This is a genomic window from Polyangium sorediatum (assembly GCF_029946465.1).
Classification (GTDB): domain Bacteria; phylum Myxococcota_A; class Polyangia; order Polyangiales; family Polyangiaceae; genus Polyangium; species Polyangium fumosum.
The window spans coordinates 58165-73135 of the sequence record NZ_JARZHI010000021.1; the positions used below are offsets into that span (position 1 = coordinate 58165).

The window sequence follows — 14971 nt, forward strand, 5'->3', positions numbered from 1 at the left end:
CGGCCCGGGCGGAGAAGCGTGCGTCGGGAGACCATAAGCATGGGGATGCGCTTCGGGCGCATCCTGGGTCTTCGCCGCGGGGAGCGGCCATCTGACGCGGCTTCGGAAAAAAGATCGTTCAAGGCGAGAGGACTCGGAAGCTCGCCACGTCGCTCGGCCAATCCCCCTCGTGCGCCGCGCGCCGGGCGTGGTGGAGCGCCGCGACCAGGTCGAGCGGCCCCGCGCTGTCGCCGTACAAGGCGCGCACGAACGGCAGCGTCTTCTTGTCCTCGATGGGGCGCGTCGAGGCGACGACGGCCCGCGCCCCGGCGACGACAAAGGCCTGCCCGAGCCCGAGGCCCTCGGCGGCGGCGCTCGTCCCCGCCCGGCCCGTATCGCAGCCCGAGAGCACGACGTCGGCCGGCACCCGCGCGAGCGCGAGGACGTCCGCCACGGCGAGCGCGCCCGTGGCGAGCGGCAAGGCGCTCTCCCAGCCGTCACGGCCCTCGTAGATCCCGTGACCCGCGAAGTGAAACAGGTGCGTCGCCGGATCCGTCAATGCCGCGACCACGGCGGCGTGCGTGGCGGCCTCTCCTTCGAGCAAGAGGACCGAGGCGCCCCGCGCGCGGAGCGCGGCGGCGACCACGCGGGCCTCCTCGCGCGCGCCGGGAAGGTTGCCGCGTGGATCGGCGACGACGAGCGCCTTGAGTGGGCCCTCCGAAGGCGGCCTCAGCGGGCGCTCGAACCCCGCGCCGTGCACGACGGGCAGGCGCGCGCCGAGCGGAGCGCCCTCGAACGGCAGCGTGTGCAGATCGAGCCGATCCAGCGACGGATGCGTGATCAGCCGCAGCCGCGACGCGCCGCGAAGGGCGCCTGCGAAGGGCTCGAGCAGCGCCTCGGCGAGGCGGGACGGCGAAAGGTCGGGCCGAGCGCCCACGGCGTCGTGAACGACGATTGCGTCGGATGTGATTGCAAAGCCGGTCCACCCGCGGCGCGTGGGCAGGTGGACGAGCGTGACCTCGGAAGGGGCCGGGACGAAGGGCCCTTGCGTGGAATCGGGGTCGTGCGGGCAAAGGTGCGCGAGCGCGTCGTCGAGGAGGGCGCGCAGGTCCTTGATGCGCGCATCGTGCGCGCGGAGCGCCGCGTCGAGGCGGTCGGCCGGCAGCCGCCACGATGCAGCGAGCTCCGCTTCGAGGGCGGCGCGCCCTTGTTGGTATCGGGTGAGGGCGCGATCGAGCGCCTCGCGGCGGGTCGGCGAGGCAGGCGCGGCGCACCCGAGCGCCCGCAAGAGCCTCGATTTGCCGTGTTTGGCCGCGAGCGCCGCTTCCCGCAGCCACGCGTCGCGCGCGCCGCGATCCGCCTTTTCGGCCCGCCCGAGGAGGAACTCGACCCGCAGACGCGTGACCTGCTCGGCGCCGTGCAGGAAGGTCTCGCGGCCCTCGCCGAGCGGGACCGCCCGGAGCACGACGTCGAGCAACGCGTCGGCCTCGGCATACGCGCGCGCGGCGTCGTCCGTCCGGCCGAGCGCCTCGAGCGCCCGCGCGCGGCCGAGCGCACCCTCGAGTTCCACGTCCGAGAGGAGCGCGGCCCGTCCGATGGCGCGTGTTCGCTCGTGCGGCGCGAGGGCCGTGCGTGTCTCCGGCTTGGCAAGGGCAATGCGCCCGTCCAGCACCGCGGCCCAGGCCTCGAAACGCGCATCCACGCGGGGGGCGGCGCGCCGGGCTTCTTCGAGGTGGGCCCGCGCCTCCTCGGGGTGGTCTCGATGCATCGCGTGCAGGCCGAGGTTCAGGAGGACGTTCGCGACCTCCGCCGGTCGCGGGCATTCCTTGCGGAAGGCTTCGAGCGCCGCGCGGAGCGGAGGCTCCGGCGCGCGTGGCCCTTGCCCGTCCGCGTCCGCGCGCAGGGCGACCCAGCCCAGGTTGTTGTCGGATTCGGCGCGCCGGCACGGGCTCGCGTCTCTGGGCAAAGCGCCACGCGCCGCGTCCATGGCGGCGAGCGCATCGTGGTGGCGGCCGAGCTGCGAGAGGACGCTCGCTTCGACTTCGAGCGCGTCGACGCGCTGGGCCTCGAAGCCGAGCCGGGCCGCGGCCTCTTGCGAGGCGCGCAGGTGGCCGAGCGCGCCGCGCAGGTCGCCGGTCTCCCGCGCGAGCAGGCCCTCGTAATACGAAGCCATCACGCGGCCCTCGGGGAAATCACGCGCGAGGCGCTCGACGTCGGAGAGCGCGGCGCGCGCGTCGGCGAAGCGGCGGCCCGTATACAGGTGCATGTGGAAGAGGGCGAAGCGGTCGTGCAGCTCGTCGGAGACACGGCCGAGCGCGCGATCCTCCGTGAGCGCTTCGGCGAACAGGCGGGCGGCGAGCTCCAGAGCGCCGCGCTTGCTCTCGATGCGCGCGCGCTTGCGGAGCGCTCCCAGGCGGAGGACGCGGGAGGGATCCGATGGCAGCGCGGCGAGCTTCGCCTCGGCCTCGTCGAGCTTTCCGCGGCGGCGCAGGGCCTCGGCCTCGTCGAGGGCCGGCGAGGTGATGAGCGGATCGAGGCGGAGCCGAAAGACCGCGGCCGCGCCGCCGCGCGCAGCGCGAAGGGCGACCTCTCGGCTGCCCGCGGGCGCGTCGACGGTCACGCGGCGGCCTCCCGGCGCGCTCGTCGTGGGGAAGGATTGCGTGGTGCCGTCGATCTCGGCGGAGAGATGGGCGTCCTCGGGGGTCTCGACCCAGAAGGTCAGCGCGCTCGGGGCGAGGACCTCGCAGACCGGGCCTTCGCGCACGGCCGCGCAGCCGGCGAACTCGACGCGAAGCGGGGGCGGGGCGGGCGGGGCGGGCGCGTCCTCGCAGGCAACGCAGCACAGAAGGGCCGCGAGCCAACGGGAAACGCGCGCGCTCATCGTTCGTTCGGGTCCGTGAGCCAAACGGCGGCGCGCAGGACCTGAAAGGCCCGCGGAGGGCCCGCGGGGGCGAGCTCGGCAGCGGCGGGCGTGTGTGCGGGCAGCGTCCCCGGCCGGCCCACGAGGATCACGATCTGAAGCCGGCCCGGCCCGACATCGGGGAAGAGCTCCTCGCGCGTGCCCGTGACGAGCATTGCGCCGCTCGTTGCGATCTCGATGCGCGGGCGAGAAGGAGCGACGACGCCGTCTCGTATCGAATAGGCGCGCGCCTCGACGGCGCCGAGCACGTCCGCGGCGGGCCGGATCGAGAGGGACAGCCGGGACCCGGGGGCGAGGCGAGGTTCGTCGGGGGAGGGTGTATCCGCGCGGAACGGTCGATCCCCGCCTTCGACGGCGAGGGCGTACGCCGGGAGCGGGGGCCCTGCGTCGTTTCGTGCGAGCCACACGAACGCGACGAGGGCGGCCAGGCAAGCGGCGAGCAGAACGAGGAGCGCGCGTCGCGGGCGGTTGCGCCGGACGACCTCGGCGGGGGCCGCGGTGGGGTTTTGCGCGCCGATCGCGGCGAGGGCCTGCTCGGTGAGGCGCGCGCGTGTCGGCTCGCCGAGCGGACGAAAGGCCTCGACCGCGTCGCGCGCGGCGTCCGAGCCTTCGGCGAGCGTTTTGATTTCCTCGTCGGATAGCTCGCCGCGGGCGAGCGCATCCCAGCGTGGATCGGCGAGGCGATCGTCTTTTCGTGCAGCGCGCCCGAGGGCGTCGAGGAGGTCGTCGTCCTTCATGGCTTGACCTTGGACGAGGGGATTCGCGGCGAAAGGCCCGGGTCTGACGCGAGATCCTCGGCGACCTCGCGAACGAGCTTGGCGAGGCGGCTCTTCCAGGCATACACGGCGTCCGGGGTCATGCCCAGCGCGGCGCAGATCTCCTCGACGGGCCGGCCTTCGACGACGAGCCATTGAAAGAGGAGCATTCCGCGGTCGCCGAGCCGCGCGTGGATGGCCGCGAGCAGGGCCGCGACGGCCTCCCGGTCCTCGAAGAGCCGCTCCGTCGAGGGCTGTTCGTCGTGTTTCGGGTCGAGCTCCTCGTCGAGCATCGGCTCTTCGGTCCAGGGGTTGCGCCGTTTGCTGCGCAGGATGGAGATGACCTCGCGCTCCGCGACGAGGCCGACGAAATTGGGGAGGCTCATTCCTCGCGCAGGATCCCATTGGCGCAAGGCGCGGGCGGAGTCGGCGAAAAGAACGACGAACACCTCCTGGACGAGGTCCTCCGTCTCCTGGCGGATATCACGCTGGGGGGCGCGGCGCCGGAGCAAGATGCGGGCGACGCGGGCCTGCACGACGGGCGCGAGCGCATCGATCAACGCGCGGACCGCGGCCCGCTCGCCCGCGAGGGCTCTCCGTAAAAGCGCGGCGATGTCCTCCGGCACCCGAGGCTCCTCTGCTCGTCCGGGGGGAAGGTACCCGCACCCGGGCGGGGCGGGCAAGCTCCCTCCACGGGCGCTCGTGCGCCTCGTGGCTTCGACGAGAAAGCCAAACGGCAGCGGATTCTCCCGCAAAACCGGCCCATCCGTGGCACGCTGCGGCGAGACAACCCCCAGGAGATCGACCTCGCATGATTCGAGTCGCCATCGTCATCGGCAGCACGCGCCCCGGTCGGAAAGCGGAGGCCGTCGCCCGCTGGGTGCACGACCTCGCCCAAAAGCGCACGGACGCGAGCTTCGAGCTCGTCGACCTCGCGGACTACAACCTCCCGCTGCTCGACGAGCCTTTCCCTCCGTCGACGGGCAAATACACGAAGGACCACACGAAGGCCTGGAGCGCGACGATCGCCTCCTTCGACGCGTACGTGTTCGTCACGCCCGAATACAACCACGGCCCCTCCGGCGCCCTGAAGAACGCGCTCGATTTCCTTTATCGTGAATGGAACGACAAGGCCGCCGGGTTCGTCGCGTATGGCAGCGCCGGCGGCACCCGCGCCGTCGAGCAGCTCCGCCTCGTCCTGTCCGAGCTCCAGGTCGCCCACGTCCGGAACCAGGTCGCGCTCTCGCTTCGCACCGATTTCGAGAATTTTACGGTTTTCAAGCCGGCGGACCACCACGAGAAGACCGTACACGGCATGCTGGACCAGCTTGTTGCCTGGGGCGGGGCCCTCGCGCACCTCCGCGCCGCCCGCGCCGCCAAGCCGGCCCCTTGATCCACGCCGGGTGGAAGCAGGCCGCTCGCTGATCTATATCGCCGGCCTGCCCATGCCTCCCCACGCAACCATCCTCCTCTCGCGCTCCGATGTCCAAAAGCTCCTCTCGATGGAGGCCGCGATCGCCGCCGTCGAGGCCGCCTTCACCGCGCACGGCGAGGGCCGCGCGCTCATGCCGCCGAAGGTCTACCTGGAGCTCGACGCCTACCACGGCGATCTACGCGCCATGCCCGCGTACGTGGACGGGGCCGCGGGCGTGAAGTGGGTGAACTCCCACCCGGAGAACCCCGCGCGCTTCGATCTGCCCTCCGTGATGGGCATGTACATCCTCTCCGATCCCGCGACCGCGCTGCCGCTCGCCGTCATGGATGCGACGCTGCTCACGGCGGTGCGCACCGGGGCCGCCGCCGCGATCGCCTCGAAGCACCTTTCCGCGCGCGCGCCGCGGACCGTGGGGTTCGTCGGGTGCGGCGTGCAGGCGCGCACGCTGCTCGAAGCGCATCGCGCGGTCTACGGCGATACGTTCGAGGTGCTCTGCGCCGACGTTTCGGAGCACGCCGCGCGCGTGTTCGCAGAAGAGGCGCGCGGGCGTGTCGTGTCGCTCGAAGAGGCCTCGGGCGCGGACGTGGTGAACGCCTCGACGCCGGCGCGCGCGCCCGTCGTGAAGCGCGCCTGGGTGAAGGACGGCGCCCACGTCAACGCGATCGGCGCGGATGCCCACGGCAAACAGGAGCTCGAGCCCGCGATCCTCGTCGACGGCCGCGTCGTCATCGACGACTGGGAGCAGGCGACGCACAGCGGGGAGGTGAACGTCCCGCTGGAAACGGGCGAGCTCCGCCGCGAGCAGATCCACGCGACGCTCGGCGAGGTCCTCGCGGGCAAGCGCCCGGGACGCGAGGGCGCGCGGATCACGGTGTTCGATTCGACGGGGCTCGCCGTGCAAGACGTCGCGCTCGCGCGGGTCGTGCATGCGGCCGCGCGTGAACAGGGGCTCGGGACGAGCTTCGACTTTTTCCGCTGATACGATGCGGGTGGCGCCCCCGGGGGGGTCGCCGTCTTTCTTGAAGGAGCGCCACGCCATGAAGGTGTTCATCGTTCACGCGCACCCCGAGCCGAAGAGCTTCAACGCCGCCCTGACGCGCCTCGCCGTCGAGACGTTCGAGGGCCGCGGGCACGACGTCGTCGTGTCGGACCTCTACACGATGGGCTGGGATCCCGTTTCGGGGCCGCACAACTTCACGGGCCGCAAGGATCCCGCCGTCTACAAGCAGCAGGTCGAGGAGGCCCACGCGGTCGAGACGAACGGTTTTGCCCCCGAGGTGCAGGCCGAGATGGAAAAACTCTTCGCCTGCGACGCCTTGATCTTCCAGTTCCCGATGTGGTGGTTCTCGATGCCCGCGATCCTGAAGGGCTGGGTGGATCGGGTGTTCGCGTTCCAGCGCGTCTACGGCGGGGGCCGGTGGTACGACCACGGCACGATGCGCGGCAAGCGGGCCATGGCCTCCGTCACCACGGGCGGGCCCGCGACGATGTACGAGGAGAACGGCCTCGCGGGTGACATGAACATGCTGCTCGCGCCCGTGAACCAGGGCGTCTTCCGGTACGTCGGCTTCGACGTGCTGCCGTCCTTCGTCGCCTGGGCGCCCGCGCGCGCCACGGAGGCCGATCGCGCCCACATGCTCGCCGCCTACCGCGAGCGCCTGCTCGCCTGGGACACGACGGCGCCGCTCGTGTACCCCTCGCTCTCCGCGTACGATCCCTCGTTCCGGCTCGCGCGGCCCTGACCTTCCCGCGCGTCGCGTCCGCGCAAGAACGGCCGTGATTTCTGCCGAAGGGCAAGAGATACTCGCCTCCGAGGCGCTCCGAGCGTGACGACGGACAAGGGCGAGGACGATCGAAAGCCGGCGGACAGCGACAGCGGCGCGGTGGTGAGCCCTTCGCCGAGCCTCCCCACGCCCACGGTGCGCGCCCGGTCGCTCTCGCCCCGCGCCCCGTCGTCGCCTTTTTTCCGCAACGAGGCGCTCCCCGGCGTCGGCCACCTCTACGACGGTCCGCCGCCCTCCGTGACCGCGACCCCGGCCGCCGCCGCGCCGCTGCTTTTTGTCTGCGACGAGTGCTGGCGGACCTTCACCGACGGCTCGCAGCTCTCCTGCGCCTGCGAGCGTCCGCGCCCCGTCGAGGGCTGGGCCGCGATGCCCTACGTCCTGCGCGGGCGCTTCCTCTTCGTCGAGCTGCTCGGCCGCGGGGGCATGGGCGCCGTGTTCCGGGCCTACGATCAGGCCTCGAAGGATCGGCCCTGGGTCGCGGTGAAGGTCATCCAGAAGGGCCTGCCGGAGCTCGAGGCGTCGCTCAAGGAGATGTTCCGCCGCGAGGTGGCCGCGGCGCAGATGCTCGCGCAGCACAAGCAGTTTTTCGTGGACGTCCTCGGCTTCGACGACGTCGCGCCGGCCTACCTCGCGCTGGAGCACGTCCCCTGGCAGACGCTCGCGGAGGTCGTGGCCTCGCTGCCCGCGATCGAGCGCCGGTTGCCACCGGCGCAGGTGGCCCGCATCGGCATCGCCATCCTGCGCGGCGCGGCGAAGATGCACTTCCACCGCATCGTCCACCGCGATCTCACGCCTGCGAACATCTTCGTCCGGCACGTGCCCGATCGCGAGGGCTACGACGTCAAGATCACCGATCTCGGCCTGTGGGCCTTTGATCAGGTGCAAGGCGAGAGCGACTCGCTCTCGCTCGTGGGCATGCCCGGCACGGCGGGCACGGCCGCGTACATGAGCCCGGAGCAGTCGACGGGCGAGAAGGTGGGCGCCGCGTCGGATCTGCACGCGATCGGCTCGGTTTTGTGGGAGCTCGCGACGGGCTCGGTGCCGTACCCCGCGACGACCGACGGGCGCGTGCACGAGATCATCGAGCGGCGCGCCAAGACGTTGTACGACCCGCCCGCGCGGCCGGCGTTCATGCCGGAGGGGCTCTACCACGTGCTCGTCAAGGCGCTCGCGTTCGAGGCCGAGGCGCGGTTCTCGGCGGCGAACGACATGCGCAAGGCGCTGGAGGCGTTCGTCGCGTCCTACCAGCAGGAGCGGCTGCGCGATCTGGAGGACGCGCTCGGCCGGATCGACGGCCTCGCCCGCAAGGTGACGAGCTTGCGCGACAAGATGACGCCGATGCGCGAGGTGCTGGAGCGGCTCTCGCTGCTGGGCGCGATCCTGCGCGAGGCGCAGGAGCAGCGGGGCGAGGCCGAGCCGGCCGTGCTGCGCACGATCGCGGACAACACGGAGACGCAGCTCGCGCAGATCACGCGGGAGATCGGCGCGCTCGCCGAGTGGCTGCGGGTGCTCGGGGAGAAAAAGGACGTGCCGCCGGGGGCGGGGGACAAACCGGGGCGGCGGGAGATCGAGGTGCTCGCCCCGCGCGAGGGCCGGGCAACGTCGCCCAAGGCGAAGCCGCGCGGGGAGAGCCGAGCGCTGCTCGTCTGGGGGATCGTGGCGGCGCTCGTCGTGATCGTGGTGGGGCTGTTTTTCTTGCGGGCGTGGGGCTAACGCCGCGGGATCACGGCGTGCAGTACTCTTCCTGGCTCTTCACGTCCGCCACGGCGAGCATCGTCCCCTTGCTGATGACGAACTCGCTCAGGCCGACCTCGGACGCGCCGCCCGGGAGCCAGTCGTACGTGTAGCCGAGCTGGGTCCAGGGGTACCCGGGGTCCCCGTACGAGGTCATGCGCAGGTTGGTGATCCAGTCGATGTGCGTCTGCGGCGTGCCGGCGGGGAAGTCGAGCTGGGCAACGTTGTCGTCGATCTCCATGTCGGGCGAGGGCCGGAACATGCTGTTCATCGGGACCCAGAGCTCGACGACGCGGGTCTTGCCGTTTCCGGGCGGCAGGCCGAGGAGCTGCTCCAGCCGGAGGTCGAGCGCGGCGCCCTTGAGGCCCGTCGCCTTGCAGAACTCCGCGAGCTTCGGCGCCGCCGTGACCCAGACCTCCACGGGCACGGTCGTCTCCATGCCGACGAGCGCGTCGTAGCCCGCGTACGAGGTCCAGGTGACCATCTTCACCCGGCCATTCGCGTCGAGGACGAGCTCGGCGTTGTCCGGGCGGATCTCCGTCAGCTTGTCGGAGATCTCGTCCGCCTCCGGGGTCGAGGCGTCGGTGACGGCGGCCTCGTAAAGGGCCTGCAGATCGTCGCCGCCCGCGCCACCCGCGCCGCCTTGGCCCCCTTCGCCGCCTGCGCCGCCTTGGCCGCCCGCGGCGCCGCTGCCGCCGTCGCCGCCTGCGCCGCCCGTGTTCTCGTTGCCGCCGTCGCTGCAGCCGGCCAAGAACGCCACGAGCCCCAAAGCGACCAGGATTTGCTTCATGTTCCTCATGTCTTCTCCTCAAACAAGCGCTGCACCGGAATGTGGTGCCAAAGGACGCGCGGGATTCTCCGCGAGCGCGGCGCGCTAGGCAACCGACATGCCAGGTTTTCGGCAACCGCATGCCAGGTTTTCGACACCGTATCTGGGTGGGAAGGCTGAGGGCTCGGGGCCTCGATCGAGGACAGGAGGCCGATGCGGACGAGCCTCGGAGGGCGCTACCTACGACGTGTGCTCCACGATCCGCCAGATCCCTTCGAGCGCCTCGACGGCGCCCATCGGCAGGCGGAGCGCGACGGCGTGCGAGATGACCGTCGGCTCGGGGTTGACCTCGATCGTGGGGATGCCGTGCCTCGCGGCGTCGAGGACGGGCTCGGCGATGTACGGGAAGAGGCTCGACGTGCCGACCGAGACGACGACATCGAAGCCTCGATCGAGCTCACGTTGCAGCACTTCGAGCTTGGTCATCGGCAGCATCTCGCCGAAGAGCACGACGTCGGGCCGGAGCACCTTTTCGCAGGAGGTGCAGCGGGGGCAGGGGGCGAGGTGGGCGTAGTCTTGGACGACCTCGGTGAACGTGCAGCCGGTGCAGTGGAGCCGGTGGATGTCGCCGTGGATGTCGATCACGTTGCGCGAGCCGGCGGCGCGGTGGAAGCCGTCGACGTTTTGCGTGAGCACCCAGCTCCGGGGCAGGCGCGCTTCGAGGCGCGAGAGCGCGACGTGCGCGGCGTTCGGCGCGGCGCCGCGGCAGGCTTGCTCGATCTGGTGGATGTACTTCCACGTGAGCTCGGGGGAGCGCCGGAACATCGGGCCGGAGAGGGCCTTTTCGATGGGCATCCCTTCGTCGGTCACCCGATCTCCGTAGAGCCCGCCCACGCCGCGGTACGTCGGGATTCCCGACGCGGCCGAGATGCCCGCGCCCGTGATGAACAGGGCCGACTGCGCTCCGGCGATGAGCTTTCCGGCCTGCTCGATGCTCATGGCGGGCCAGGGTAGCACGGCCCTTCCTGCCCGAGGGCCCGCCGTGGTATCGAGCCTCTCATGACGACCGAGCGCGAATACGACGTGGTCCTCTTCGGCGCGACCGGCTTCACCGGCCGCCTCGTCGCCCATTACCTCGCCGAGACGTCGAGGAAGACGCCCCTCCGCTGGGCCCTCGCCGGCCGCAGCAAGGGAAAACTCGAAGGCGTCCAGCGCGAGGTCGCGTCCGTCCTGCCCCCGGGTTCCTCCCTCCCGCTCCTCGAAGCGAGCTCCGACGACGCCGCCTCGCTCGCGCGGTTGGCCCGATCCGCCCGGGTCGTGCTCACCACCGTCGGGCCTTATGCCGTCCATGGCGAGCCGCTCGTCGAGGCCTGCATCCGCGAGGGCGCCGATTACGTCGACCTGACGGGCGAGCCGAGCTTCGTGAATCGCCTGATCGAGCGGCACCACGAGGACGCGCGCAAGGCGGGCGTTCGTATCGTGAATTGCTGCGGGTTCGACAGCATCCCGCACGACCTCGGCGCGCTTTATACGGTGCAGAAGCTCCCCAAGGGCGAGCCCATCACGCTCGAAGGGTTCGTCCGCACGACCGGGTCGTTCTCGGGCGGCACGTGGCAATCGCTGCTCAACGAAATGGGCGGCGTGGGCTTCGCTGCCGGGAACGCGCGCCCCTGGGCCAAGGATCCGTTGCCCGACGGCCGTATCGTCGAGGAGCTGCGCCCGCGCGTGCGCAAGGAGCCGGAGCTCGGCGGCTGGGCTTGCCCGATGCCGTCGATCGATCCGCAGATCGTCCTGCGCAGCGCCCGCGCGCTCGACGTGTACGGCCCCGATTTCCGGTATGGCCACAACCTCGTCTTTTCGTCGCCCCTGGTGCTCGCGGGCGTCACGCTCGGGATGGGCACGATCGTGGGGCTCTCGCAGATCGGGCCGGCGCGCAAGCTGCTCTCGCGGCTCCGCCCTTCGGGGGAGGGCCCGAGCGCGGAAAAGCGCGCGCGGAGCTGGTTCGAGGTCACGTTCCGCGGGCGGAGCTCGAGCCGCCGCGTGCTCACGCGGGTGAGCGGCGGAGATCCCGGGTATGGCGAGACCTCGAAGATGATCGCGGAGAGCGCGTTGTGCCTGGCGTTTGATCGGGACCGGCTCGCGCCGCACGTCGGCGTCGTGACGCCGGCCGCGGGCATGGGCGAGGTGCTGATCGAGCGGCTCCAGGCAGCGGGGATCCGGTTCGAGGTGCTGGAAGGCTGAACCCTCCGGCGCTTTTTGCGTGTACCCTCGGGGGATGCGCTGCCTCCGCAGGCTCGTCCTCCTCCCGCTGGCCTTTGGCGCCTTGGGCTGCGGGGGGCCCGCCGCAGCCGATTCCGTGCCTGTGGTGGACGAGGACGAGGACGTGGTCCCCGGGGCGGTCTGCACGAACCGGATCGAGTATCAGCTCGACGAAGCGCTTCGTTTGACGGCCGTTTACCATTACGACGAGGGCGGCCGCGTCATCCAGTATGCCGAGCGGACGGCGGAGGGCAAGCGGGTCTTCCTCGTGAAACGCGGCTACGACGCGCTTGGCCGACGGATCACACAGACGGTCGAGGATAGCCGCTTCAGCACGCCGCACCGCGAGATGACCTGGGAATGGGACGACCAGGATCGCGTGGTGCGTACGACGTACGTCTCCTCGAAGCCCGAGGGCGACTCGTCGAGCGAATCGCGCTTCTTCTTCGACGCTGCGGGCAACCACGAGCGGGACGAGAATTTTGAGGAAGGGGTCCTCTCCCGCGTGATGCGGTACCGGTATCTCGGAGGCGAGCCGTTCGTCCTCGAAACGGGGTGGGACGACGACGGCGACGGCACGGAGGAGAACGTCTTACGCCAGTTCTATGCGGCGGGACAGTGGCTCGTGAAGGCCGAACATGTGTACATGAACGGCGAGCAGGTCGTCACCGAGGATTTTTGGTATGAAGACCTCGCGGCGGAGCGGCTCTCGCGGCGGGACTTCGACGCCGACGGCGACGGACAGCCCGACTACGTCGACCGCTTCTTCTGGAACGAGAGCGGGGGCATCACGCGCGTCGAGTACGACACGAAGGGGGACGGCGTGCTCGATCAATCGATCGATTTCGAGTACGACGCGGGGCGGCTCGTCCGGCGCACGTGGGACGTCTTTGATCAGGGCACGCAGAAGTTCATCACCGACGTCGCCTGGTCCGGATCGAGGATCGAGCGCGTCGCGCGGCGGGACGCCCCGACGGGGCAGGTCATCGAGACCTGGATCTTTTCGTATGGCTGCGTGGAGGATCTGCCGATGGACGTGCCGATCGCGCCCATCCAGGGCTTTCGTTACGAGCTCATGACGAACCCGTTCGTCTTGCATTTCGGGGAGCGTTTCAGCCGCTTCCCCGAGATGCTTTGACGCCGATCACGGCGGGTTCAGCACGCAGTCCCCGCTCCATTGAATCGGGTCGCCCATGTCGACGACCTCGAAGTCCCCGGGCTGGATGTCCGTGAGCGAGAACGAGTCCACGCCGACCTCGTCCCATTTGTGCGTCGTGAACCTGTCGCTCTGCGCCGTGAGCGCGATGTTGCCGGCGTCGGCCAGGAACATGCCGTATTTCTGGAGGCCTCGCGCGACCACGCGAGCGCCCTCGGTCGGCAACGTCTCGAGCGGGTAATCTGCGCGCAGGCGGAAGCGCACGCCGTAGGGCGGCGCGTTCGGGCCGCCGGACGTCGGGCCCGTGCTGTGCGTGCCCGGATGCACGTACACGTTGTCGCGAATGCGCGCGTTCGGCAGGATGAACCGGATCGCGTGATCGATCGATCCGGCCGCCACCTCGTCGGCCGAGAAGAGCATCGCCGAGATGGGGAAGCCGCCCGCGTCCGCGGAGGTGCAGCCCTCGCCGCGCAGGTTCGGCGGGTACGACTTCGTCAGGTCCCACGTCACCGCGCAGCCGCCGTAGAACGTGTTGCCCACGATGTTCGCCCGCCACATCTCGTAGAGCGTCTTCGTCGGCTCGTGCACGACGAGCAGGTGGCAATCGCCGTCGTTCGTGCACGCATACCCCTGCTCGCCTTCGAGCGCGCCGCCGGCCGGGACGGGGTAGGGGACGTGCTCGCAATCGGGCGAGTAGAACTCGTCCGTGGTCTCGAACGTGCGCATCTCGGTGTTCGCGTCGGCGTGGAGCAGCTCGATGCTGAAATCGATCCGGAACGAGCCCGCGCCCCAGCCGCCATTGTCCTCGAGCCAGCCCGTGATCGCGTCCGACTCCGCGTTTTTCGGCAAGGCCGAGACGTCCTTGTTCCAGGGGTTCGGCGCCTCGAAGAGCCCCGCCGGTGTGCCCGACCCGCCCGCGCCGCCGCCCCCGCCGATTCCGCCGCTGCCGCCGTTGCCGCCCCCGCCGTTGCCGCCGCCGTTGCCGCCGCTGCCGCCGTTGCCGCCGGCGGCCCCACTCCCGCCTGCGCCGTTGCCGCCGCTCCCGGTCGTGCCATTGCCCGACCCGCAAGCCGCAAGCAAAGAAAGGGCGCCCATCACGCCCAGGACACGCCCCCATCGCCCCACCGAGCCAAATTCGTTTCGAAGCATGTCTCCTTGTACACGCGGGACGAAGGCGCGGGAAGAACCATGAGGGTCGCGGCGCACGTATTCGAGGCGCCTGTCCGTGGGCGAATTCCGTCCTCGTCTCGCGAACGTCTCTTCACGCATTCCATTTGGTGACCCCCACTACGTGCTTTGGATCATCGTAGGGGGCCGGATGGCTTGGCGCGGGCGGCCGATGAGGTGGTTCGCCCGCGTCGACGTGGGGGAGGGTGCGTGATGGGCGAGCGGTATCTCGTGGGATGGGCGGTGATGGTTTCGGCGGGGCTCCTCGTGGGGGCCGCCGGTTGCGCGCGGGGGACGACACGTCCCGTCGTGGAGGAAAACGTCACCGGCAGTGGAGGCGGAGGCGGAGGCGGCGGTGGAGGCGGGAGCGTGGGCAGCGGCGGCAGCGGTGGCGCAGGCGGCAGCGGCGGCAGCGCGTGCATCCCCGAGGTTTGCAACGGCGTCGACGACGATTGCGACGGCGTGGTCGACGAGGAGAGCCCGGGCGTCGGCGACGAATGCAACACGAGCGCGCCGGGTGTGTGCAGCGCGGGCGCGCTCGTTTGCCATGGCAAAACGGGGCTCGTTTGTGTCCAGACGGCCTCGCCTTCCGTCGAGATCTGCGACGGCCTCGACAACGACTGCAACGGCGTGATCGACGAGGACAACCCCGGCGGCGGCGAGACGTGCGATACGGGCGAACCCGGCGCGTGCGCGGAGGGCATCCGCACGTGCGCCGCGGGCGCGCTCTCGTGTGCGCCCCTGGCCTCTCCGCAGGACGAGATGTGCGGCAACCTCGTCGACGACAACTGCGACGGCGTGGTGGACGAGGGGTGCAGCGTGGGCCCGCCGGCTTGCGCGCACGACCCGTGTACGCCCGGCGGCGAGCTCGATCCGCTCTGCGACCCCTGCGTGAACGCCGTTTGCCTGATCGACAAGACGTGCTGCAAGTTGTCGTGGGACGTCTTCTGCGTGGGCACGGCCCAGGTGCATTGCAGTTGCCCCTGAGGCGTGTTCGATTCGCGGACGTCGGC

13 protein-coding genes are annotated in these 14971 nt (G+C 70.8%); 7 read left to right on the forward strand and 6 right to left on the reverse strand.

Features of this window, described 5'->3' with window-relative positions; translation table 11 throughout:
• Window positions 1–118: 118 nt before the first annotated feature.
• From QHF89_RS23470 to QHF89_RS23480, 3 genes are read right to left on the reverse strand one after another with little or no spacing between them, the layout of a single operon-like run.
• Entirely contained in the window at window positions 119–2860 is a 2742-nt protein-coding gene (locus QHF89_RS23470; RefSeq protein ID WP_136969754.1) for a CHAT domain-containing protein, read from the reverse strand.
• Window positions 2857–3636, reverse strand: coding sequence for a hypothetical protein (locus QHF89_RS23475; protein ID WP_136969755.1), 780 nt, complete (start codon window positions 3634–3636; stop codon window positions 2857–2859). Before QHF89_RS23475 ends, QHF89_RS23470 begins: the two co-directional genes overlap by 4 nt.
• Window positions 3633–4280: an RNA polymerase sigma factor gene (locus tag QHF89_RS23480; RefSeq protein ID WP_284720854.1), complete on the reverse strand. Its 648-nt coding sequence runs from the start codon at window positions 4278–4280 to the stop codon at window positions 3633–3635. Before QHF89_RS23480 ends, QHF89_RS23475 begins: the two co-directional genes overlap by 4 nt.
• A gap of 185 nt (window positions 4281–4465) precedes the next feature.
• Between QHF89_RS23480 and QHF89_RS23485 the strand changes: the two genes are divergently transcribed.
• From QHF89_RS23485 to QHF89_RS23500, 4 genes are all read left to right on the forward strand, one after another.
• Window positions 4466–5047, forward strand: a complete 582-nt coding sequence (locus QHF89_RS23485; protein WP_136969757.1) for an NADPH-dependent FMN reductase — start codon at window positions 4466–4468, stop codon at window positions 5045–5047.
• Window positions 5048–5099: 52 nt separating this feature from the next.
• Complete coding sequence (locus QHF89_RS23490) at window positions 5100–6068, forward strand: ornithine cyclodeaminase family protein (protein ID WP_136969758.1); 969 nt, start codon at window positions 5100–5102, stop codon at window positions 6066–6068.
• Window positions 6069–6126: 58 nt separating this feature from the next.
• Complete coding sequence (locus tag QHF89_RS23495) at window positions 6127–6831, forward strand: NAD(P)H-dependent oxidoreductase (RefSeq protein ID WP_136969759.1); 705 nt, start codon at window positions 6127–6129, stop codon at window positions 6829–6831.
• Window positions 6832–6915: 84 nt separating this feature from the next.
• Complete coding sequence (locus QHF89_RS23500; protein WP_136969760.1) at window positions 6916–8586, forward strand: protein kinase domain-containing protein; 1671 nt, start codon at window positions 6916–6918, stop codon at window positions 8584–8586.
• A 10-nt stretch (window positions 8587–8596) separates the two neighbouring features.
• Here QHF89_RS23500 and QHF89_RS23505 read toward each other — a convergent pair whose 3' ends face one another.
• Window positions 8597–9397: a membrane lipoprotein lipid attachment site-containing protein gene (locus QHF89_RS23505; RefSeq protein WP_136969761.1), complete on the reverse strand. Its 801-nt coding sequence runs from the start codon at window positions 9395–9397 to the stop codon at window positions 8597–8599.
• 219 nt (window positions 9398–9616) lie between these two features.
• Entirely contained in the window at window positions 9617–10375 is a 759-nt protein-coding gene (locus QHF89_RS23510; RefSeq protein WP_136969762.1) for an NAD-dependent deacylase, read from the reverse strand.
• 60 nt (window positions 10376–10435) lie between these two features.
• Between QHF89_RS23510 and QHF89_RS23515 the strand changes: the two genes are divergently transcribed.
• Window positions 10436–11617 (forward strand): saccharopine dehydrogenase family protein, encoded by a 1182-nt coding sequence (locus tag QHF89_RS23515; protein ID WP_136969763.1) that lies wholly within the window; start codon window positions 10436–10438, stop codon window positions 11615–11617.
• A 34-nt stretch (window positions 11618–11651) separates the two neighbouring features.
• A complete protein-coding gene (locus QHF89_RS23520) occupies window positions 11652–12773 on the forward strand; it encodes a hypothetical protein (RefSeq protein ID WP_136969764.1) in 1122 nt (373 codons plus the stop codon).
• Between the two features lie 6 nt (window positions 12774–12779).
• On the opposite strand, the gene QHF89_RS23525 is transcribed toward QHF89_RS23520, so the two are convergent.
• The gene (locus tag QHF89_RS23525; protein ID WP_284720855.1) at window positions 12780–13940 is read right to left on the reverse strand and encodes a hypothetical protein; all 1161 of its coding nucleotides are present in this window, start codon (window positions 13938–13940) and stop codon (window positions 12780–12782) included.
• A gap of 231 nt (window positions 13941–14171) precedes the next feature.
• Between QHF89_RS23525 and QHF89_RS23530 the strand changes: the two genes are divergently transcribed.
• On the forward strand, window positions 14172–14945 hold the full coding sequence (locus QHF89_RS23530) for a MopE-related protein (protein WP_136969766.1): 774 nt from the start codon (window positions 14172–14174) through the stop codon (window positions 14943–14945).
• The last annotated feature ends 26 nt before the right edge of the window (window positions 14946–14971 follow it).

What these genes read in the sequence shown, in the direction of transcription:
- QHF89_RS23470 (WP_136969754.1), bottom strand. Translation starts at nt 2,860, where the DNA reads ATGAGCGCGCGCGTTTCCCGTTGGCTCGCGGCCCTTCTGTGCTGCGTT.
- QHF89_RS23475 (WP_136969755.1), bottom strand. Translation starts at nt 3,636, where the DNA reads ATGAAGGACGACGACCTCCTCGACGCCCTCGGGCGCGCTGCACGAAAA.
- QHF89_RS23485 (WP_136969757.1), top strand. Translation starts at nt 4,466, where the DNA reads ATGATTCGAGTCGCCATCGTCATCGGCAGCACGCGCCCCGGTCGGAAA.
- QHF89_RS23490 (WP_136969758.1), top strand. Translation starts at nt 5,100, where the DNA reads ATGCCTCCCCACGCAACCATCCTCCTCTCGCGCTCCGATGTCCAAAAG.
- QHF89_RS23495 (WP_136969759.1), top strand. Translation starts at nt 6,127, where the DNA reads ATGAAGGTGTTCATCGTTCACGCGCACCCCGAGCCGAAGAGCTTCAAC.
- QHF89_RS23505 (WP_136969761.1), bottom strand. Translation starts at nt 9,397, where the DNA reads ATGAAGCAAATCCTGGTCGCTTTGGGGCTCGTGGCGTTCTTGGCCGGC.
- QHF89_RS23510 (WP_136969762.1), bottom strand. Translation starts at nt 10,375, where the DNA reads ATGAGCATCGAGCAGGCCGGAAAGCTCATCGCCGGAGCGCAGTCGGCC.
- QHF89_RS23515 (WP_136969763.1), top strand. Translation starts at nt 10,436, where the DNA reads ATGACGACCGAGCGCGAATACGACGTGGTCCTCTTCGGCGCGACCGGC.
- QHF89_RS23520 (WP_136969764.1), top strand. Translation starts at nt 11,652, where the DNA reads ATGCGCTGCCTCCGCAGGCTCGTCCTCCTCCCGCTGGCCTTTGGCGCC.
- QHF89_RS23525 (WP_284720855.1), bottom strand. Translation starts at nt 13,940, where the DNA reads ATGCTTCGAAACGAATTTGGCTCGGTGGGGCGATGGGGGCGTGTCCTG.
- QHF89_RS23530 (WP_136969766.1), top strand. Translation starts at nt 14,172, where the DNA reads ATGGGCGAGCGGTATCTCGTGGGATGGGCGGTGATGGTTTCGGCGGGG.